The 19,688-nt window shown below is 36.0% G+C and carries 22 protein-coding genes; 5 read left to right on the forward strand and 17 right to left on the reverse strand.

Annotation, left to right across the window (positions count from 1 at the left end; genetic code table 11):
- Positions 1–155: 155 nt before the first annotated feature.
- The 6 genes from FZ949_RS08585 to FZ949_RS08610 all read right to left on the reverse strand — a co-directional run bounded on the left by FZ949_RS08585 (position 156) and on the right by FZ949_RS08610 (position 3,496).
- Positions 156–1,163 carry a beta-ketoacyl-ACP synthase III gene (locus FZ949_RS08585; protein ID WP_103579663.1) on the reverse strand — a complete coding sequence of 336 codons (1,008 nt, stop codon included), beginning with the start codon at positions 1,161–1,163 and terminating at the stop codon, positions 156–158.
- Positions 1,164–1,166: 3 nt separating this feature from the next.
- Positions 1,167–2,156, reverse strand: coding sequence for a phosphate acyltransferase PlsX (plsX, locus tag FZ949_RS08590; RefSeq protein WP_072594492.1), 990 nt, complete (start codon positions 2,154–2,156; stop codon positions 1,167–1,169).
- Positions 2,157–2,159: 3 nt separating this feature from the next.
- Complete coding sequence (gene rpmF, locus FZ949_RS08595; protein ID WP_002942540.1) at positions 2,160–2,306, reverse strand: 50S ribosomal protein L32; 147 nt, start codon at positions 2,304–2,306, stop codon at positions 2,160–2,162.
- A 12-nt stretch (positions 2,307–2,318) separates the two neighbouring features.
- On the reverse strand, positions 2,319–2,678 hold the full coding sequence (locus FZ949_RS08600) for a DUF177 domain-containing protein (protein ID WP_084041312.1): 360 nt from the start codon (positions 2,676–2,678) through the stop codon (positions 2,319–2,321).
- A gap of 16 nt (positions 2,679–2,694) precedes the next feature.
- The gene (gene ndk, locus FZ949_RS08605) at positions 2,695–3,108 is read right to left on the reverse strand and encodes a nucleoside-diphosphate kinase (RefSeq protein ID WP_103579662.1); all 414 of its coding nucleotides are present in this window, start codon (positions 3,106–3,108) and stop codon (positions 2,695–2,697) included.
- A 103-nt stretch (positions 3,109–3,211) separates the two neighbouring features.
- Positions 3,212–3,496: a 4Fe-4S dicluster domain-containing protein gene (locus FZ949_RS08610; protein WP_103579661.1), complete on the reverse strand. Its 285-nt coding sequence runs from the start codon at positions 3,494–3,496 to the stop codon at positions 3,212–3,214.
- A 172-nt stretch (positions 3,497–3,668) separates the two neighbouring features.
- Between FZ949_RS08610 and uvrA the strand changes: the two genes are divergently transcribed.
- Positions 3,669–6,497 (forward strand): excinuclease ABC subunit UvrA, encoded by a 2,829-nt coding sequence (gene uvrA / locus FZ949_RS08615; RefSeq protein WP_103579660.1) that lies wholly within the window; start codon positions 3,669–3,671, stop codon positions 6,495–6,497.
- 57 nt (positions 6,498–6,554) lie between these two features.
- Here uvrA and FZ949_RS08620 read toward each other — a convergent pair whose 3' ends face one another.
- Entirely contained in the window at positions 6,555–7,727 is a 1,173-nt protein-coding gene (locus tag FZ949_RS08620) for an O-antigen ligase family protein (RefSeq protein ID WP_148790345.1), read from the reverse strand.
- A gap of 86 nt (positions 7,728–7,813) precedes the next feature.
- On the opposite strand from FZ949_RS08620, the gene FZ949_RS08625 reads away from it, so the two are divergent.
- From FZ949_RS08625 to FZ949_RS08635, 3 genes are read left to right on the forward strand one after another with little or no spacing between them, the layout of a single operon-like run.
- Entirely contained in the window at positions 7,814–8,842 is a 1,029-nt protein-coding gene (locus tag FZ949_RS08625) for a glycosyltransferase family 2 protein (protein ID WP_187424725.1), read from the forward strand.
- Positions 8,843–8,845: 3 nt separating this feature from the next.
- On the forward strand, positions 8,846–9,895 hold the full coding sequence (locus FZ949_RS08630; RefSeq protein ID WP_103579657.1) for a glycosyltransferase: 1,050 nt from the start codon (positions 8,846–8,848) through the stop codon (positions 9,893–9,895).
- Complete coding sequence (locus FZ949_RS08635) at positions 9,892–10,650, forward strand: polysaccharide deacetylase family protein (protein WP_103579656.1); 759 nt, start codon at positions 9,892–9,894, stop codon at positions 10,648–10,650. The genes FZ949_RS08630 and FZ949_RS08635 overlap by 4 nt, the downstream gene beginning before the upstream one ends.
- 8 nt (positions 10,651–10,658) lie before the next feature.
- Here the strand turns inward: FZ949_RS08635 and FZ949_RS08640 are convergent, their stop codons facing one another.
- From FZ949_RS08640 to waaC, 8 genes are read right to left on the reverse strand one after another with little or no spacing between them, the layout of a single operon-like run.
- Positions 10,659–11,444 (reverse strand): glycosyltransferase family 25 protein, encoded by a 786-nt coding sequence (locus FZ949_RS08640; protein WP_103579655.1) that lies wholly within the window; start codon positions 11,442–11,444, stop codon positions 10,659–10,661.
- A 17-nt stretch (positions 11,445–11,461) separates the two neighbouring features.
- Complete coding sequence (locus FZ949_RS08645) at positions 11,462–11,965, reverse strand: nucleoside/nucleotide kinase family protein (protein WP_103579654.1); 504 nt, start codon at positions 11,963–11,965, stop codon at positions 11,462–11,464.
- Entirely contained in the window at positions 11,965–12,762 is a 798-nt protein-coding gene (locus tag FZ949_RS08650) for a polysaccharide deacetylase family protein (protein ID WP_103579653.1), read from the reverse strand. The genes FZ949_RS08645 and FZ949_RS08650 overlap by 1 nt, the downstream gene beginning before the upstream one ends.
- Positions 12,759–13,832, reverse strand: a complete 1,074-nt coding sequence (locus FZ949_RS08655) for a glycosyltransferase family 4 protein (protein WP_103579652.1) — start codon at positions 13,830–13,832, stop codon at positions 12,759–12,761. The genes FZ949_RS08650 and FZ949_RS08655 overlap by 4 nt, the downstream gene beginning before the upstream one ends.
- Before the next feature lie 4 nt (positions 13,833–13,836).
- Entirely contained in the window at positions 13,837–14,898 is a 1,062-nt protein-coding gene (rfaQ, locus tag FZ949_RS08660) for a putative lipopolysaccharide heptosyltransferase III (RefSeq protein WP_103579651.1), read from the reverse strand.
- Complete coding sequence (locus FZ949_RS08665; protein WP_103579650.1) at positions 14,895–15,599, reverse strand: glycosyltransferase family 2 protein; 705 nt, start codon at positions 15,597–15,599, stop codon at positions 14,895–14,897. The genes rfaQ and FZ949_RS08665 overlap by 4 nt, the downstream gene beginning before the upstream one ends.
- Complete coding sequence (locus FZ949_RS08670; RefSeq protein WP_148790347.1) at positions 15,593–16,486, reverse strand: lipid A biosynthesis lauroyl acyltransferase; 894 nt, start codon at positions 16,484–16,486, stop codon at positions 15,593–15,595. Before FZ949_RS08670 ends, FZ949_RS08665 begins: the two co-directional genes overlap by 7 nt.
- Positions 16,479–17,453, reverse strand: coding sequence for a lipopolysaccharide heptosyltransferase I (waaC, locus tag FZ949_RS08675; protein WP_148790348.1), 975 nt, complete (start codon positions 17,451–17,453; stop codon positions 16,479–16,481). Before waaC ends, FZ949_RS08670 begins: the two co-directional genes overlap by 8 nt.
- A gap of 63 nt (positions 17,454–17,516) precedes the next feature.
- Here waaC and FZ949_RS08680 point away from each other — a divergent pair, with 63 nt between their 5' ends.
- Entirely contained in the window at positions 17,517–18,548 is a 1,032-nt protein-coding gene (locus FZ949_RS08680; RefSeq protein WP_103579647.1) for a 3'-5' exonuclease, read from the forward strand.
- 71 nt (positions 18,549–18,619) lie between these two features.
- Here the strand turns inward: FZ949_RS08680 and FZ949_RS09450 are convergent, their stop codons facing one another.
- Both FZ949_RS09450 and FZ949_RS08690 read right to left on the reverse strand, forming a co-directional pair.
- Positions 18,620–19,162 carry a hypothetical protein gene (locus FZ949_RS09450; RefSeq protein WP_199906038.1) on the reverse strand — a complete coding sequence of 181 codons (543 nt, stop codon included), beginning with the start codon at positions 19,160–19,162 and terminating at the stop codon, positions 18,620–18,622.
- A gap of 1 nt (position 19,163) precedes the next feature.
- Positions 19,164–19,688, reverse strand: a 525-nt coding sequence (locus FZ949_RS08690) for a hypothetical protein (protein WP_187424726.1), incomplete at its 5' end; no start/stop codon positions are given.

Genomic DNA, 19,688 nt, shown 5'->3' on the forward strand with positions numbered 1-19,688 from the left:
ATTTTTGTTTAGCAAATTTAGTGTTATTGGTAAAAACAGAAAATGGATTTTGTTAAAAGTGGTAAAAATTTGAATTTTTAAGAATTTATTGATGAGAGTATTTGAAAGAAATTAGTAAAAGCGTTACTAAAAATTTAGAAGATTACTTGCTGTAATTATTGTAAATCGCTAAAATTTTTTCCGCCAAATTTTAGAATCGCTGATCCCCATGTAAAGCCGCCACCAAATGCGTCAAGAAGCAAAACTGAACCACTTTTGATACGGCCGTCTTCATAGGCATCATTTATAGCCATCGGAATTGAAGCGGAGCTTGTATTACCATATTTAGCAACAGTCAAGACACATTGCTCATCTTTAAAATTTAATCTATTTTTTACTGCGTCTATTATTCTTATGTTTGCTTGATGAGGTATAAAAAAATCAATATCTTCACTTTGCATTTTGTTTGCATGCAGAATTTCTATTACGCTTTTGCTAAGTGTTTGAACTGCTATTTTAAAAACTTCATTTCCACTCATATGGATAAAATTTAGCCTATTTTTTAGTGTTTCCTCACTGGCTGGAAATAGACTCCCGCATCCTGGAGTTATTAAAAGTTCAGCTTGCTTGCCGTCGCTTGCTGTATGGATATCGATGATCTCATTCTCATTACTACTACTAATTACAGCTGCACCTGCTCCATCACCAAATAGTATACAAGTGCTTCTATCTGTATAGTCAACAATAGAGCTTAATTTTTCAGCCCCAATGATTAAGACATTCTTTTTGGCACCGCTAACAATGAGAGAATTTGCAAGTTCTAAAAGATAAATAAAACCTGTACAAGCCGCACTTATATCAAATGCTGTAACTCCATAGTTTAAACCCAAATTTGCAGCTATTTTGCAAGCAGTAGAAGGCATACAAAGATGATCTGGAGATATCGTTGCACAAATAATTGCATCGATTTGAGATTTATCAAGTCCTGAGCGTTTTATGGCTAATTCACCAGCTTTTGTACCAAGGTCACTTGTTGTTTCGTTAGTTGCAATATGCCTTTGCTCGATACCTGTTCGCTTTACTATCCATTCATCACTTGTTTCAACCATTTTTTCAAAGTCAAAATTTGTCAGAATTTTTTCTGGAATGTAAGAAGCGATAGAAATCAGTGAAGCTTTTGGCATATTTTACCTTGCAAAGTGCGAAAGTTCTTCTTCGATAACTTTATTTATATTTGAATTAGCAAATTTTATTGCTTGAAAAATTGCATTTTTTATAGCTTTTGAATTACTTTTACCATGACTTATGATAACGCAACCATTTACGCCAAGAAGCGGTGCGCCGCCATATTCGTCATAGCTAACCTGCTTTTTAAGTGTCTTAAAAACTTTTCTCATGAGTACAGAGCCAGCTATAGCAAGAGGTGATTTTTTAATTTGTTTTTTGATAATTTTACCTATAGCATCTGCAACGCCTTCGCTAGTTTTTAAAAGAATATTTCCCATAAAACCATCACAAACCATTACGTCTATACTGCCATCAAAAATTTGATTACCTTCTGCATTGCCAACAAAGCTATCAAGTCTAGAAACTAATTTAAATGCTTCTTTGCTAACTTCATTACCTTTGCTTTCTTCTTCACCATTTGATAAAAGACCAACTTTTGGTTCTTTTCTACCTAAAATTTCTTTTGCATAGGCTTCACCCATTATGGCAAATTGAAACAAATGCTCGCTTCTGCAATCAACATTTGCACCAACATCTAAAACCAAAGTCGCAGATTCTTTTGAATTTGGCATAAGTGTTGCAATTGCTGGACGAGAAATATTTTTTAGTCTACCAATTCTTAGAGTAGCTAAGCTCATAGTTGCACCACTATGACCAGCAGAAACTACAGCATCAACTTCCTTATTTTTTAAGAGCTCAATTGCTTTGTAGATCGTACTATCTTTTCTTTTAAGCGCATCAGTTGCGCCATCTGCCATTGAGATAACTTCGCTAGCTTCTAAAAATTCGATATTTTTTAAATAAGACTGTGGAATGAGTGGTTTGATGACATTGCTATCGCCAACTAATACAGCTTTAAATTCTGTCTCTTTTAGTGCATCAATAACACCAGATATTATAGGATCTGCACCAAAATCACCACCCATAGCATCGATAGCAATGCGAATCATATTTTAATATTCACCTGTAGTTTTGTTTATGCGGTGAGGCATTTTCCAAGAACCATCTTTGTCTTTTACAGGTACTGGAAGTGTAACTTTATAATGTGTTCTGCGTTTTGCTGCACGAGAATGACTCACTCTTCGCTTTGGTACTGCCATTTTTACTCTCCTTTATAAATTTTTACATTTTTCACAATAGAAATAATCGCTTTTAAAAGCTTCTAACTCACTCTCAAAGACTTCTTTTAAATCAATATTGCCATCAAAAAATTCCATCGTATCGCTAAGCTCATTTTCGCTATCTTTATAAATACCGTCACTTAAATTTAGCTCTACATCTTGATCGATAGGTAACATAAATGCTTCACCGCATCGATCACAAACATAATTTATATTCCCTTTTATTTTGCCTTGGCATTTTACCAAAAAAGGGTCTTTTCTTTTTAAAATTCCAATAAAAACTAAATTATCATTTCCTACTAGCTCAAAGCTTATATCTTTATTTGCTATTTTAGAAAAAGATATAATCAATTTTCTTGACCTAAAGTTAGCAAATTTCTCTTGAAGCAAAGAAGAAATTTATCTCATTCACAGCATTTTCTAGGCTGTCACTTCCGTGAACTGCATTTGCATCAATACTATCGGCAAAATCAGCCCTTATAGTACCAGGAGTTGCTTCTTTTGGGTTGGTAGCACCCATAAGCTCACGGTTTTTAGCAACAGCATTTTCACCTTCAAGTACCATAACCACAACTGGTCCACTAATCATAAATTCAACCAAATCATTAAAAAATGGTCTATCTTTATGAACAGCGTAAAATTCTTTTGCATCGCATTTGCTAAGTTGGATTTTCTTTGCAGCTGCGATCCTTAAGCCATTACTTTCGAATCTATCTATAATCTTTCCAACAACATTTTTCTTAACAGCATCAGGCTTAATAATAGAAAGTGTTCTTTGCATAAATTTTTCCTCAAATCTAGGTTATTTAAATTGAAGTTGGCAATTATATCAAATAAATCTTAAAAATAAAATAGGCTCAAATTTGAGCCTAAAATTTGTAAATTTATTGGATTACTGGAGTGCTACCAGTGCGAGAGTCAGCACCGATCTGATCGCGTGAAGGTTGTCCTGCTACCACTGCGTCCCATACGATACAGCCGTCAGTTGGACAGGCAGATGCACAAGCTGGCTCGTCGTTATAGCCTACACATTCAACACATTTGTTTGAATAAACATAGTAAGTGTCTTCTCCGGTTGGGTTATCGCTATCATCAACAATAGCTGAAACTGGGCACTCATCGATACATGAGCCACAGCTTATGCATATATCAGTTATTTTTACAGACATTTTTTCTCCTTAAATAAATTTTTGGCGTAGAATATCAAAAAAAGCTGAAAATGATATAAATATACTCTTAAATTTACTTTCAAGCTTAGCTATAAAAAACTCTTTTATAAAGTTTTTATCACTTTTAGACTAAATTTATAGGTTAAAATTTCAAAAAAGGTCATATAAATTTATGAATGATACTATACAAATAACTGGAGCAAGAGAGCATAATCTTAAAAATTTAAATCTTGAAATTCCAAAAAACAAACTAGTAGTCTTTACCGGTCTTAGCGGAAGCGGCAAGAGTACGCTAGCCTTTGACACGCTCTATGCTGAGGGGCAAAGAAGGTACATGGAGAGCCTTAGTAGCTATGCTAGGCAGTTTTTAGACCGCGTGGGCAAGCCTGACGTCGATAAGATCGAGGGTTTAACGCCTGCTATTGCGATAGACCAAAAGACAACCTCTAAAAATCCTCGCTCAACGGTTGGCACGATTACAGAAATTTATGACTATCTAAGACTTTTATACGCAAGAGTGGGCGTGCAGCACTGCCATAAATGTGGCAAACCTATCTCAAAAATGAGTGCGAGCGACATCATAAATGAAATTTCAAAGCTCCCTCTTGGCGCAAAAGTGATCATCTATGCGCCGCTAGTGCGTGAGAAAAAGGGCACATGGGCGGATTTGATCGAAAATTTACGCCAAAAAGGCTTTGTAAGAGCGCAGATAGATGGCGTGGTGGTGAGGCTTGACGAGGAGATCGAGCTTGCTAAAACTAAAAAACATACAATAAAGGTCATCGTTGATAGGATCGCTATTGATGAGCAAAATCACGAACGCCTTGCAAGTGATGTGGAAAAAGCGCTAAATGAGAGCTTTGGCGAGGTCGAAATAGAGATCGTAAATGCTGACGAGTTGGGATTAAAAGAGAGTTTTATACATTACAGCGAGCACATGGCTTGTTTTGACTGCAAAATTTCATTTACGCCGCTTGAGCCACTAAGCTTTAGCTTTAACTCGCCAAAGGGCGCTTGCGAGCACTGCGACGGACTTGGCATAAGGTATAGCCTGGATATGAGCAAGATCATCGATGAGGAAAAGTCGATAGAAAATGGCGCGATAAAGCTACTTTACGGCTACAACATGAGCTATTACTATAAATTTTTACTTGCTTTTTGTGAGCAAAATGAGATCGACATTAAAAAGCCCTATTATGAGCTTAGCGAAGATGAAAAAAGGCTCGTTTTATACGGCAACGTCAAGGATGTTGAGTTCTTTTGGAAGCGAAATAAACTGCTTAGAAAATTTGATGGTGTGGTTAAAATTTCACATGGACTTTTGAAGGACTACAAAGACTTTGACGAATACATGAGTGAGAAAATTTGTGACGCTTGTAATGGCCACAGACTAAAGCCTCAAAGTCTAGCGGTCAAGGTCGCTGGCCTTGGACTTGGTGAAATTTTAGATATGAGCATAGAAAACTGCACCGCATTTTTTTCAAATGAGAAAAATTTTGCCTATCTTAGCGACTACGATAAGGCGATCGCAAAGCCCATCTTAAAAGAGATCAACGAGCGACTTTTCTTTTTATATGACGTGGGGCTTGGATACTTGTCGCTTGGGCGTGATGCTAGGACGATTAGCGGTGGCGAGGCGCAGCGCATCAGGATCGCTAGTCAGATAGGAAGTGGGCTAAGTGGCGTCATGTACGTGCTTGATGAGCCAAGTATCGGTCTGCACGAGCGAGATACGATAAAGCTCATAAAGACGCTTAGAAATTTACAAGCCAAGGGCAACTCTGTAATCGTCGTCGAGCATGATAAAAAGACGATAGAAGAGGCTGATTATATCGTGGATATCGGCCCTGGAGCTGGTAAATTTGGCGGCAACGTGATCTTTTCTGGTAGCTCAAAAGAGCTTTTAAGCTCAGACACTCAGACTGCACAATACATAAATGGTAAGAAAAAGATCGACTATCAAAAAAATAGGAAAGCTGAGAAGTGGCTCGAAATTTCAAATGTAAATATCAACAATATCTCAAATTTAACCGCTAAATTTCCGCTTAGAAACCTTGTGGGTATCACCGGCGTTTCAGGATCTGGTAAGAGCTCTCTAATACTTCAGACCTTGCTTCCAGAGGCGCAGGAGCAGCTAAATAGAGCAAAAAAAGTAAAAAAAATAGCTGGGGTAAATTTAAGCGGACTTGAGAATTTAGACAAGGTCATATATCTTGATCAAAGCCCGATCGGACGCACTCCACGATCAAATCCAGCGACATACACTGGCGTAATGGACGAGATCAGAAATTTATTTGCACAGACCAAAGAAGCTAAACTTAGAGGCTATAAAATAGGGCGTTTTAGCTTTAACGTGAAAGGTGGGCGCTGCGAGAAGTGTCAAGGCGAGGGTGAGATCACGATCGAGATGCACTTTTTGCCTGATATCAACGTGGTTTGTGACGTTTGTAATGGCGCTAGATATAACGCTCAGACCTTGGAAATTTTATACAAAGGCAAAAATATCGCAGAGGTGCTAAATATGAGTATCGATGAGGCGGTTGAGTTTTTCAAAGCCGTGCCAAAGATCGCTTCAAAACTTACCACGCTTCAAGATGTGGGGCTTGGCTACATCACGCTTGGACAAAATGCAGTTACTCTTAGTGGTGGCGAGGCTCAGCGCGTGAAGCTGGCAAAAGAGCTTAGCAGAAGTGACACTGGAAATACGCTTTATATCCTTGATGAACCAACGACAGGACTTCATTTTGCTGATATCGATAGACTGGTAAAGGTGCTAAATCACCTAGTTGATCTTGGAAATTCTGTTTTTGTGATCGAGCATAATATGGATGTGATCAAAAACTGCGACTACATCGTAGATATGGGACCAGAAGGCGGTGCAAAAGGTGGTAAAGTGATAGCGTGTGGCAATGTAAAAGAGGTGGCTAAAAACTATAAAAAAACAGGTAGCTACACTGGAGAATTTTTAGCACAAGAGCTTGAGGAAATGAAGAAAAAGTAGAAATTTAGCTCAACCGTTTCTTTGTAAAATTTGAAACGGTTGAGGCGTGTTGGAGCATTAGCTAATTTTTAAGGTCGATTTTTTATCTGTCGCACTTAAAGCTAGAGCCCAAAATAGTAGCATTAAAAGTGCATTTTCATGGTGAAACGTTGTATTTGCAAGTGAAATTATATTATTAGCCATAAGCATTAAAAGTGCAAGAAAAACTATGTTATTTTGTCTAAAATTTTTAATAAATTTTATAAAGAGTGATAGTTGAAATACCAAATATGCAAGCAAGGCAACGATGCCCTTTTCTGTTAAAAATGTTAAAAAGGTATTGTGTGCGTGACTAACATGAACTTCAACATTGCCTGGAAAATATTTTGTTATGTCAATGATTTTAAACTGGCCAGAACCTATCCCAAATAATGGGTTCTCAAGCCACGTATAAAATGCACTAGCAAAGATCGGATATCTAGTCTCTGATCCAGTTACCCCTTTTGTTAGTTGACTATACAATCTATCATCTTGAGTGATATTTGTTGATATATACATATAAGAAATAGCTATTATACCAAATAAAATTATCAAGCCTAATAAAAATTTTATTTTTATCTGTTTATTTAAAATTTCAAAAAGTAAGTAAGTAAAAATAACGATTGGCAAAAGATACATTGCAGCTCTTGAGCCAGCTATCATTATACCAAGGACACAAATTCCGGCAATACTTATGCCTATATACTTTTCAAAAATTTCTTTACTATTTATAGAAACTAATGCTACACAAAAAACTAGTAGCATAAAAATAGCGCTATGATTTACGTGTCCTATTGATTTAAGCTCAAAAAGTGCAGTCGGATCACTTGAAGTAAATTTCTTAACACAAGCTGGAATAAATGCAACGATAAAACCGGCGAATAAGGCAAAAAATAAAAATTTAAAATTTATTTTTTCTACGCCGACACTTCTGGCTACAAAGAAAAATAGCATACACCTTAGCGGATCAAGCGCTCTTGATGCAGAAACTCCATTTACAAGGCAACTTATAAAAGTAGCCAAAACAAAGATAAAAAGCGAGATATTTATGAGATCAAATTTAAATTGCCTTTTTTCTTTGACGCAAATATAAATTCCAGCCAAGACGAAAAGTGTGAGTGAAATTTGTTTTAAACCCTCAGTTACCGGCAGTGTAAATAAGACAATAACTAAAAAGAGATTGTAGAGCTTAGAGGCAATGTCGTTTTTCATGCAGATCCTTTAAATTTTAAGTGGACATTTTATCATTGCTGAACTAAAAATAATATACAATTAAACAAAAATTAAAAGGAAGTATCGTGCCTGATGTGAAAATAAGCTTTGTAGTGCCTGTTTTTAACAAAAAAGAGCACATTAGGGATTGTTTAAATTCGCTTATATCTCAAGACATGGATGATATTGAGATTATAGTTATTAATGATGGAAGTACTGATAATACGCTAGAAATATTAGAAGAATATAAAGATAAAATAATATTAAAAACAAAGAGCAATGCCGGTGTTAGTGCTGCCAGAAATGACGGTATATTGCTAGCTAGTGGCAAATATACTATCTGCGTAGATGCTGATGACTATGTGGAAAAAGATTATGCTTCATGCGTTTATGATATCGCAGAAAAATTTGATGCCGACATAGTGATAACAGATATGTGTAAGGTCTATGATTATAAAAAGCTCTTTTTGAAGGATTTTGAGACAAAAGAGGATGGTGTAATCTATAAAAATGAGTATCTAAAAAAGCTTTTAGCTTCAAGACATAACAAAGTTTTGCATAATGCGGCAAATAAGGCGATTAGGACTGAAATTTTAAAAGAAAATTTATTTCCAGTTGGAATCACACAAGCTGAAGATTTTCACGCTGTAGTGAGAAATGTTATCGCTTCAAAAACTCTTGTAAAGCTAAATAAGGCTTTTTATTGCTATAAGATAGGAAACAACAACACTGCTGGCTTTGAAAAATTAAAAGCTGTGATGGATCATAAATTTGTTTATGATGACATAATCTCAATTTTAAAAAACAAAAATTTAGCTCTTGAAATGGTGCCAGATCTAGAGCTTAGAAAGATAAAAAGCGTCTATATGCCAGCTATTTCGGCGAGACCAAATCTAAACAATAGTAGCTATGTAAAGGCACTTGATCTTTTTTATGAAGATATTGATAGCATCATAAACTCATCTGGTTTTTCAAAGCTTAGACTAAAGCAGAGAATTTTGCTTAAAGTGCTAAAAAATATAAAATCGTACGAAAATGTATCAAAAATTTTAAAAATCTTTAATACAATAAATGGCTTTTTGTCAAATAAAAAAATGAAAGAATTTAAAGAGTAGAAAATGATAAATATACTTGAGCTTGAAAGCTCTCTTGGATTTGGTGGGCAAGAACACCGTACGCAGCGTGTGATAAATGGGCTAGATAAGAGTAAATTTAAGGTTTTTTATGGGCTAAATCCTGGCTCAAAAAGCTTTGAGAAACAAATAGAGTGTGAATTTGTTGAGTTTAACCTTAAAAAATCTTTTAATATCTTTGAAATTTTAAAAATTTGCAAATTTGTAAAGCAAAATAATATAAAAATCATCTCAACTCACTCAGGCAAAGACGGCACAATAGGCGCTATAGTGGGCAAAATTTGTGGCGTTAGCGTGGTTCGTACTAGGCATTTACAGCTGCCTATAACATCGCCTTTGCCTTATAATCTAAGTACAAAAGTAGTCGGCGTGTGCGACTCAGTATGCGAGGATCTTATAAAAAGAGGCGTGAAAAAAGAAAAAGTCGTCAAAATTTATACAGGCATTGATACGCAAAAGTACACACCAGACTTTAAGATAAATATGAAAAAAGAATTTGGTTTAAATGACGACGTAGTTGGAATTTGCATCGTTGCAGTGTTAAGGGCAGCTAAAAATCATAAGCTCTTAATCGATGCATTTAGTGAGTTAAATTTAGAAAAATCAGCCCTTTTTATCGTAGGTGATGGCCCGCAAAATAAAAATTTACAAGAATATATAAAAGATAAAAAAAATATCTTTATGCTCGGAAATAGAACCGATGTGAGCGATTTTTTGGGTTCTCTTGATATTTGTGTGTTACCTTCAGAGATGGAGGCCATAGGTGGAGCGTTGCTTGAAGCATCTTCGTGCAAGCTAGCTACTATTGGAAGCGATGTAGGCGGTCTTGGCGAGGCAGTGAGTGATGGAAAGAGTGGATTTTTATTTCAAAATGGCGATAAAGAAGGGCTAAAAAAAGTGCTTGAAAAGCTTATTTTGGATGAAAATTTAAGAAAACAGATGGGTGAGTTTGGCAGAGAGTATGTAAAAGAGATATTTAGTATCGAAAAAATGATAGAGAGCACACAAAATTTATATATGGAACTTGTAAAATGAGCGTACCAGTTTTGATGTATCATCATGTGCTTAAAAAAAGTGGGTTTATTGCAAGTAGCGTAGATGAGTTTAGAGATCAGATGAAATTTTTGGCTCAAAATGGCTACAAATCGCTAAGTTCGGCTGAGTTTGTGGCATATAAAAAAGGTGAGCTTAGTGTGCCAAAAAAGAGTGTCTTTATCACATTTGATGATGGCTGGAAGGATAATTTTATCTACGCATATCCTATTATCAAGGAATTTAATCTTAAAGCGACTATTTTTCTAGTTGCTGGCTGGATAGAGCAGGCGAGTAGAAAAGGTGGCGAGTTTATAGAGCTAGATCATAACGAATATAAAAATGCTGCACCAACTAGACCTGAAGATGTCTTTTTAAACTACGAGGAAATAGCAAAGATGAAAGAGTGCTTTGACTTTCACTCGCATACTTACACGCATTTTGATGATTATTTTGGCATTTGTGAAATGAAAGAAAATTTTACAAAATGCAAAGAATTTATGTATAAAAATTTTGGCTTTGATGACAAGCTACTTTGCTGGCCAAGAGGTAAATTTAATGATGAGCTAAAAAATGTGGCAAAAAGCGTTGGCTATGAGGTTTTTTTCACAACAAAGCGTGGGATAAATAAATCTGATGGTGTGCTTGATGATATAAGGCGCATAGCTGTAAAAAAAGATGCAAGTTGGCTAAAAAAGACACTATTTATCTATCAAAATGACTTTTTAGGCTCACTATATTCAACACTAAAATCTTAAGAGAAATTTTACTTTGTAAAAATTCTCTCATTTTTAGCTATATGTTTTTCATAAAATCTTGAAATCTTGTATGAGAAATCTTTATTATATTTTTTAAAAAGAGAATTTATCTTATCTTTTTGCTTTCTTTGCATCTCTAAAGTAGAGTTGTTAAGCTCGTCTGGATGAGAAAAGATGTTGCTAAAATACATTTTTAGATCAGTATTTTTTAGGATCGCTTCCCATTTATCGGCCCCATAAAGACCATCTTTGTAAAAATCAAGCAGAGCTTTTGCACTCTTTCTTGTTAGAATGTAAGCGGCCGTTCTATATATACTAGCGTATGAGTATGGTGAGATAAGATATAAATTTTCTTTTATTTTTTTGCCAAAAGCACGAAATCTACTATTTAATCCATCTTGCACACCGCATATCAAAATGCTATCACTACTTATATCTTTGCATAGCAAAAAGGCCTCATTTATTAATTCGTCATTTCCAATAACATCATCCTCTAATATTAAAGTAAATTCTGTGTCGCCTTGTAAAAAATCCTCATAAGCTTTTATGTGTGACATTGTGCATGCTAGCTCACCTGGTGTCGCAATTAATGGCGGTATTTTAAATTCATACTTTTCGTCGCATGATTTTAGTAGGCAATCTATCATGGCTTTGTAGTACTCATTGACGCTAAAATTTTTAGCATCAACTGCGTCTATTATTTTAAATTCATCATATCTGTTAAATTGTTTTTGTAAATTTTGCCTTCGCTCTTCATCTCTTTTTAGTGATATAACATAGATAGGATAGTTCACTTTTTACTCCAGTGATTTTAAATATTTCTTTTTATTGGTGATTTAAACTCTAATTTAAATTTATACTCAAGGCCTACTAGATCAAGCTCTTTTTTATCTATTTGTTTTTGTGTACTGCTTGGATCCTTGCTCGAGTTTCTCTTATAAATTCCGGCTATTCGAGCTTCTTCATCAGCGTTTAAAATATAAAGAATGTCACATTTACTTATACGTAAAAGTGGATTTGCGCTTACGTATATTACGACTTTTACAAACGGCATGATAAATTTAAAGAATGGCTTTAGCTCATCTTGATGATCGCTTTTGATTTTTATCTTTGGACGAGCTATAAATAAATTTAAACTCATTACATCATCATCGATTACAGCGATTTGATAAGGTTTAAAGTTTTTAAATCCATTTTTTCTAATTTGTTTTGCAAGTGTACTTTTGCCACTGCCGTGGAGCCCAGTAAGAGCGATTAAGACTTGTTTTTTATCTTTTAAAATTTCTTTACAAGCCTCATTTAATGCTTCAAGCATTATTTATAGCCTCTATTTCTAAAATTTGAATATAAATTTCCTAGTACCGGCGTAGAATAGATAAAAAGTTTCTTTTTGATCCTAAAAATGTAATCACTCTCGCTCTTTGCATTGTTTGAGATATCAATACGTCTTATCTTAAATTTATCATCTCCCACGCAAAATCCACCATCAATCACGCTAAAAGCAAAGTCATAATACTCTCTTGCAACTTTTAGTGAAAGCTCGTTAAAGTGCCCTTTGGGAAAGCAAAAGCCAAATTCTTGTTTTTCGGGAAATAGCTCTTTTATTTTAGTAAGCGAGCTTGAAAATTCCTCTCTTAACTTTGTTTCATCGTTGCTTTTGCAGGAAAAGTGGCTCGCTGTATGACTATCAAACTCAAAAAGCCCGCTCTCTTGCATCTGCCTGATCTCGTCTAAATTTAAAAAATACTCCGCGTCTTTTTCGTAGCCTATTTCTTTATGTTTTTTAAATGCAAAGTCGTAGTCTTGCCTTTTAAAATCTTTGATCTTATCTGTTATCAAAAAGCAAACAGCTGGGATATTTAGCTCTTTTAGGATAGGAAATGCAAATTTATAGTTATCAAAATATCCATCATCAAAAGTTAGCAAAATGCTCTTTTTTGAGGTTTTTACTCGGCCACTAGCTATATCTTTAAACTGAGTATAGTTTATAAATTTATAGCCCTCATCTAACGCCATAAGAAGCGCCTTTTTAAATAGCTCTGGCTTAATGGCAAAGTCGTTTTCATTGTTATTGCAGTGGTGCATCGTTAGCACGCAAACTGGGTAGTTCATTTTTGCTCCAGTAAATTTTTAATAGCTTCTTTTAGCGCCTTGTGGCTAAAGTTTTCATCCACAAATTTAAAGGCGTTTTGTGAGTAAATTTTGGCTTTTTCAGGCTCATTTATCAGCTCCAAAATGCACTCTTTTAGCGAAATTTCATCTAAATTTTTAGCACAAAGCCCACGCTCTTTATCTTTAACTAGCACATTCATCGGCGCGTTGTCATAGACCACAGTAGGTACTTTTGAGCTCATCGCCTCAAGCAAGACCGTACCAAGCCCCTCAGAGTGCGATGCAAAGACATAGATATCAAAGCTTTTTATAACATTTGCCGCGTCATTTCTAAAACCAGTAAATATAATCTTATCTTTTTTACTAAAAATCGAGGCAATCGCATTTTTTGTGCTTTCACTGATATTTCCTGCAAAAACTATTGTGGCGTCCTTCTCTTTTAAAATCTCTTTTGCTGCATTTGCAAAGTCGTAGACACCTTTCTTGCGGTAAAGCGAGGTAAAAGTGCCGATGACTAGCTCGTTTTTGGCGATATGAAACTCATCTCTAAAACTGCTTTTTGTGCTATCAATCTTTTCAACATCAACCGTGCTTGGCATAAAAACTAGCCTATCTTCGCTAACGTCGATGCTTAGTAGATACTCTTTGACGCTATCTGAGATATATAAAATTTTATCAAATAGCTTTTTGTGCATGAGTTTTGAAAGAAAGCCTTTTATAGGAAAAAGATTATGTCTTTCCTTGTAAAATTTAACGCCTTTCCTTCGGTAAAATAGCCCAGCAATTGCCCCAACCCAGCTATCAGTCGAGCCATGTGTGATTACGATATCTATCTTGTTTGAGCTTATCGTTTCGCAAAGTACTGGTACGCTTTTATGAAAATTTTTCTTATTCATCTCTTGTGTTATAACACTAAAGCCTTCTTCTTTTGCAATGCTTTCTATCTGAGAGTTTGGGTTACAAAAAAGTATAACATTGTGACCCATCTCACGCATAAAACGCATCTCATTTAGCGTCTTATTTTGCTCGCCACCCCAGTTAAAAAGTGTCTGTGTGTGAAGAATGTTCATCCGCCTATCCTAAAATTTCTTTTATTTTGGCTTTTATTTTTGGCATTTCGTCGCTAAAATCCATCAAGGACTTTTCTATGCCATGCTTTGCTATACCTTCCTTGTCGCAAGGCACAAAGTCCCAGTCTTTTTGATAGACGATGTGTTTGCCCATACTTTGGATGCCATTTTGCGCTGTGTAGCCATTCTCCATGAGCGAGTTATCCCAAGGCCCCCACTCAAAAGCATTGCTTGGACCAAAAAAGGCTATGACTGGAACGTCATTAGCAGCGGCAATGTGCATTATAGCTGTATCCACTCCGATAAAAAGGCTTGAGCGCTTTGATAGGGCGATCGTTTGTTTCAAATTTAACTTGCCACCTAAATTTATGGGCTCACTCTTGCAAATTTTTAGTACGCTTGCTAGCTTTTCTAGCTCATTTTCTTTATTATCACTTGTTAGCACGACCTTTACACCAAGCTCATTTTCGCAGTAGTCGATGAGCTCTGCCATGCTCTCATCGTTTGCGCATTTAAACATCCAGCGGCTTGTAAGATGCATATGAATAAAGCATTTTGGTAAATTTAGATGCTCCACGCTCTCGTCCGAAAATACACTCACCTTTTTGCTAACTGGTTCAAATCCCAAAGCTCTTAAAGCGTTTAGATTATGATCGATCGTATGTGAAAAATTTTCATAGTATTTCGCTTTGACGTTTAGAAGTTTATTTATTGATTGATTTTTGCCAAGAAAGCCTACTATTTTTTTGATCTTTGCATATTTTGAGATGATGATGCCGCGGTCTCCCGTGGTTGTTTGCACCGCCATATCGTACTTCTCTTTTTTGATGGCTTTTATAAATTTTATCTCGGTAATTAGTTTTTTTAAAAAGCCAGAATTTGCACTTTGTCTATCGTAAATGTGGATTTTGTTTATGTAAGGATTTCCTTCTATCATCGCTTCAGTCCCTTTATTTAGAGCAAAGTCGATGATTGCGTCTGGGTAGTAGTGGTGCAAATTTTCAATGAGCGGCGTAGTCAAAAGCACGTCGCCGATGTTTCTAAATTTAATTACAAGTATTTTCATTTTATATATTTCCAAAATGTGTACTGAGCGTAAAGTCTGGCTATGACGTAGCCAGCAAAGCCCTCTTTAAAGCCGCCTTTTAGCACATAAAGCTTAAAAAATGTCCAGGCAGGACTAGTAAGCGCCTTAAATAAATTTCTCTTTGCGCCCATACTTGAGTAGCGATTTTGCTTAGCTATAAACTGCTCGATGCTCTCATATGCATAGTGTAAGAAGTGATTTTTAAGCACTCCAAGCTTTTGTGTGCTGTCATTTAAAATGACCTTTTCATGCACGGCTCTGCCATCAAATTTGGCAAAATTTTTGTTAAAAAGCCTCACTGTGTAGTCTGGATATAGCCCCATATTTTTTATCGCTTTGCCAAAAAAGAAATTTAGCCTAGCAACGTTGTACGCCATAAATTTAGGCTCTTTTAGCGTGCTAATGATCTCATTTTTAAGTTCGTCTGTTATCACCTCATCGCTATCAAGCACAAATACCCACTCGTTTTTGGCTAGATCCACGCCCTTTTGCTTTTGCGCGCCAAATCCAAGCCAAGCTTGCTCGTGAAATTTCACGTTGCAAAAGCCATCACAAATTTGCCTTGTGCTATCTTTTGAGCCGCTATCAACCGCGATGATCTCATCAGCAAATTTAGCGCTTTCAAGTACCTCTTTTAGGTATTTTTCGCTATTGCAAGTTAGGATTACGACGCTTAGCATTTATACTCATTTTCATAAAATCTCTTAAACCTTTGGTGAAACCAAAAGTACTCTTCTGGCTTTGCTCTAACCATCTCTTCGCATGCACTGCATTGTATCTGCGTCGCTTTTTGCACGGCATCTTCTTTGTCAAACGTGGTTATATCGATAGGTTGCTCAAAGCAAATTTCATTTAAATTTTCGCCTTTTTGGTAGATAAATGCGTTTATGATTAAAGCATTTGTCTTTTGCGCTAGCACGCTTGCTGCTGGCGTGTGAAGCACATCTTTGCCAAAAAATTTCACCTTTATGCCATCTTTTGGTGCGGTGTTTTGATCAACTAAAATTCCTACTATTCGCCTAGCTTTTAGCGCTTTTAAGATATCTTTTGCACCGCCATCTTTGTCTATTAGCTCCACGTCAAACTGCGATCTGTTGGCTCTTAAAATTTTATCCATGACGCTGCTATCAAGCCTTCTGCCAAGCACTGAAGATGGCCCAAAATGAGCTGCAACTGCTAGGCCAAATATCTCCCACTGCCCAAAATGCGCAGTTGTGACGATGATAGGCCGGCCAGACTTCATCGCATCAAGTAAAAAGTGCTCATTTTTAAAAACAACTTGCTCTAGTATCTTTTGTTTTGTTGTGTTTTGGTTTAGGATGAAATTTATACCAAGGTATTTTGCAAAGTTATAGTAGCATTTTTTGGCGATTTCAAGCTTCTCTTCTTTAGTTTTTGTCTCGCCAAATGCAAGGTCTAAATTTGTCATCACGACGTGAAATCTCTTTTTATTAAGCTTCATATACGAAAAAGCTAAAAAATTAGCGAGCAAATCTCTAAGTGAGCTAGGCAGTAAAAATATAAAAATTTTTAAAGTATAAAAGCCAGCTAGATAGAGCCTATCCATTTAGCAGCCTTTTTGCGAAATTTGCAACTGTTTCAGGGTAAATTTCTCTTATGCAAAAGTCGTTTTTATCGATACTTCTGGCGTCTATTTGCTTGCCCATATCTATAACTAAGTTTTTATCCGTGACGTAGGCATTTCGGTGGCTTGGACGGTTGCCAAAAAGCGTGATAGAAGGCTTATTCATCGCCCAAGCAAGGTGTGTTAGGCCACTATCGTTGCCAATTACTAAATCACAGCTTGCAATGAAGCTTATCATCTCTTTTATACTAAGTTTTTCAAGTAGCTTTGCTGAGGTGCCTGAGATGATCGCCTCAGCCCTTACTTTCTCGCTCTCACTTCCGTAGCAAAGGCAAATTTCGCATCCATCAAGCAGCCCAATCACGTCTTTAAATTTATTATAAATTTTACTCTCTTCGCTTGCAAATGCGGCGATCAAAACGCTTTTTTTATCACTTTCATTTTTATAAATTTCACTTGCTTCAAAGCAAGGTGCTTTTCCTAAAATTTCACTTGCTTCAAAGCTAAAATTTAGAGCAAAAGCCACAAGTGCCAAATTTCTAATGATTATATTTTCGTTGTAATCAATTTTAAATTTATGCCTATAAAGCCTAGCTGCAATCTTTTCTTTGACACTTTCTCTGCTAAAACCATAAGTTTGCTTGCCTATTATTTTTGCTACAACAGCTGATTTAAAAAGTCCTTGCAGATCGATCACTTTGTCAAATTTACCAAGCGTTTTTAGTATCTTGTAGCTTTGTTTAAAGCTTTGTTTAAGCGGTAAAACGACTAGCTCGTCGATAAGTGGATGATCTTTTAAAAGGCTTGCAAAACGAGCATCAACTAGCCACGTGATATGGGCATTTGGGTAGTGCTTTTTGATAAACTGAAGCACAATAGCTGCGTGCACGATGTCCCCAAGAGCGGAGAGCTTGACGATGGCTATTTTTAGCTGATTTTTGTTTTGCATTGATCACTTTAGATATAAATTTTTGGTATGATTTTAAAAAAAAATGCTTAAAAAAGGGCTAAAATGGCGAAAAGTTACATCTGTGTCTTTGACTGCGAAACGATACCTGATGCAAATTTGATAAGAAAAATTTACGGCATTGACGGGAGCGATGAAGATGTGAGCGTGCAAGCGATGGTGCTGCAAAAAGAGGCCAGTGGGAGTGAGTTTTTGCCTGTGATGTTTCATAGAGTAGTCGCAATCTCTGCTGTTATGGCTGATGAGTACGGCAAATTTTTAAAAGTTAGCACGATGGAGGGCAAGGATGAGCGCGAGATCATCGCTAAATTTTTAAAATTTATAAATGATTATAACCCAAGGCTTGTTAGCTTTAACGGCCGTGGCTTTGACCTGCCGATGCTAATGGTGCGTGCGATGCGCTACAATCTAAATGCAGCAGCGTATTATGAGAGCGAAAATAAAGAGCTAAACAAAAATAAATGGGAAAACTATAGGGCAAGGTATTCGCCTAAATTTCACCTTGATTTGCTTGATTTTATAAGCGATTTTGGAAGTGTGAGGGGGCTAAAGCTTGACACACTTTGCGCTAGCTTAAATTTACCTGGCAAGTACGATGTGCACGGCGATCAGGTGCTTGAGCTATACTATGCAGGCGAGCTTGATAAGATCAACGAATACTGCGAAAGTGACGTGCTTAATACTTACTGGCTCTTTTTAAAATTTGAGCTTTTACAGGCAAATATCTTGCAAGATGACTATATAAATCACCTAAACGTGATGAGTGAATTTCTAGCCAAAAACTGCGCTCACAGAGGATACACTGAGGTCTTTTGCACTGCGATAAGTGATGAGCTGGCTAGACTTAATGGCAAGCTTGATTATGAGATAAAGATCCAAAAAGAAGACGATGAAGAATTTGATGATTTTAGTGATCTTGACGGCACAAAAGATACGCCAGAGCAGCTAAATGAGCGTTTGGCAAGACAAGGGCTTGATGGGCTTTTAAAAAAAGCTAGTGAGGTTGCGTCAGCTGCCAAAAAAGACAAGAGTTTTTCTGAAGAGAAACTACCTGAAATAAATTTGGAGGAAGAATAGAAATTCTACGCTTTTAGGTCGTAATGTATCTTTTGCTACTCTATGGAATTAATATCCTTATCCGCGGAATATCACGGGTACTCAAATCCAAATTCATACTCTTTTAAAACTCCATTAGAAAAGATGAATTTTTCATAATAGAGTGGCATGTCAAATTCTTGTAAGAGTTTGCTTTCATTTTGCTCAGTGATGTAGGTGACAATAGAGGTGGCATTTTCTTCTTGCAGATCGTTTGGCTTACCTAGCTTCTTTAAAATTTGCTCTTGTTTGTCGCCAAGTTTGATACCAGAATTTGTAGTAAAATCTTTTATTTTGCTGGAATTTATATAATCTTTAGTCAAATTTTTATCAAAAAATTTGACATTTATCCTTTGGACCTCACCGCTACCGCCACAACAAAAATCGAGCGTCATTATCTGTATTCTTGATAAATTTATGAAGCTTGCCTTTTCGCCATCTAAGAAATATTTGATTTTTTTAGATGATAAATTACTTGTAGGTAAAATTTTACCTACTTTGATTTTGTCTATGCTTGTTGTGCGCGGTAAATTTTCACTAGCTGTTAAATTTAGAAAACCTAAAATTATAGATAGTATTAAAAAATGTCGTGTCATGTTATTCCTTTACTGTAATTTTTTTTGGAGGCTTAGAGTTATTTGGATTATTTTTTATGTTAATAGTAGCATGAATGCTCTTTTTGTATTTTAATAAATTTTTCATAATTTCTTCAAACTCCAAAAGCTCTTTTTGGGTGCCAGTAACTCCAATACAACCAAGTGTTCCTTTGCTGTTACCATCGGGATGAATTCTTAGAAGTGATCTTTCAGTTTTAAATTGTGGATTTAGGTTAAAACTAAAACCTACTCCATGAATATTCATACCAGGATTATAATCTTTGTCTTTTCTTCTGTCTCTATATGTATCAACTGTATATTCTCCATTTTGTGGAGCACCGCTTCCAAATCCACCAGCTACCATTGTAATGGACAGTATAATGTCATCATTTTCTTTTAAATATAAAAGTCCATTTCCCATTTTACTATTTTCCATTATTCCCTCGATTAATATGTCGTATATCTTATTATTGACATCAACCCCAACCCCCTCATCCCCATCTTCCCATATACCACTATCTACTCT

This window comes from Campylobacter concisus, from assembly GCF_902460545.1.
Taxonomy (GTDB): domain Bacteria; phylum Campylobacterota; class Campylobacteria; order Campylobacterales; family Campylobacteraceae; genus Campylobacter_A; species Campylobacter_A concisus_AE.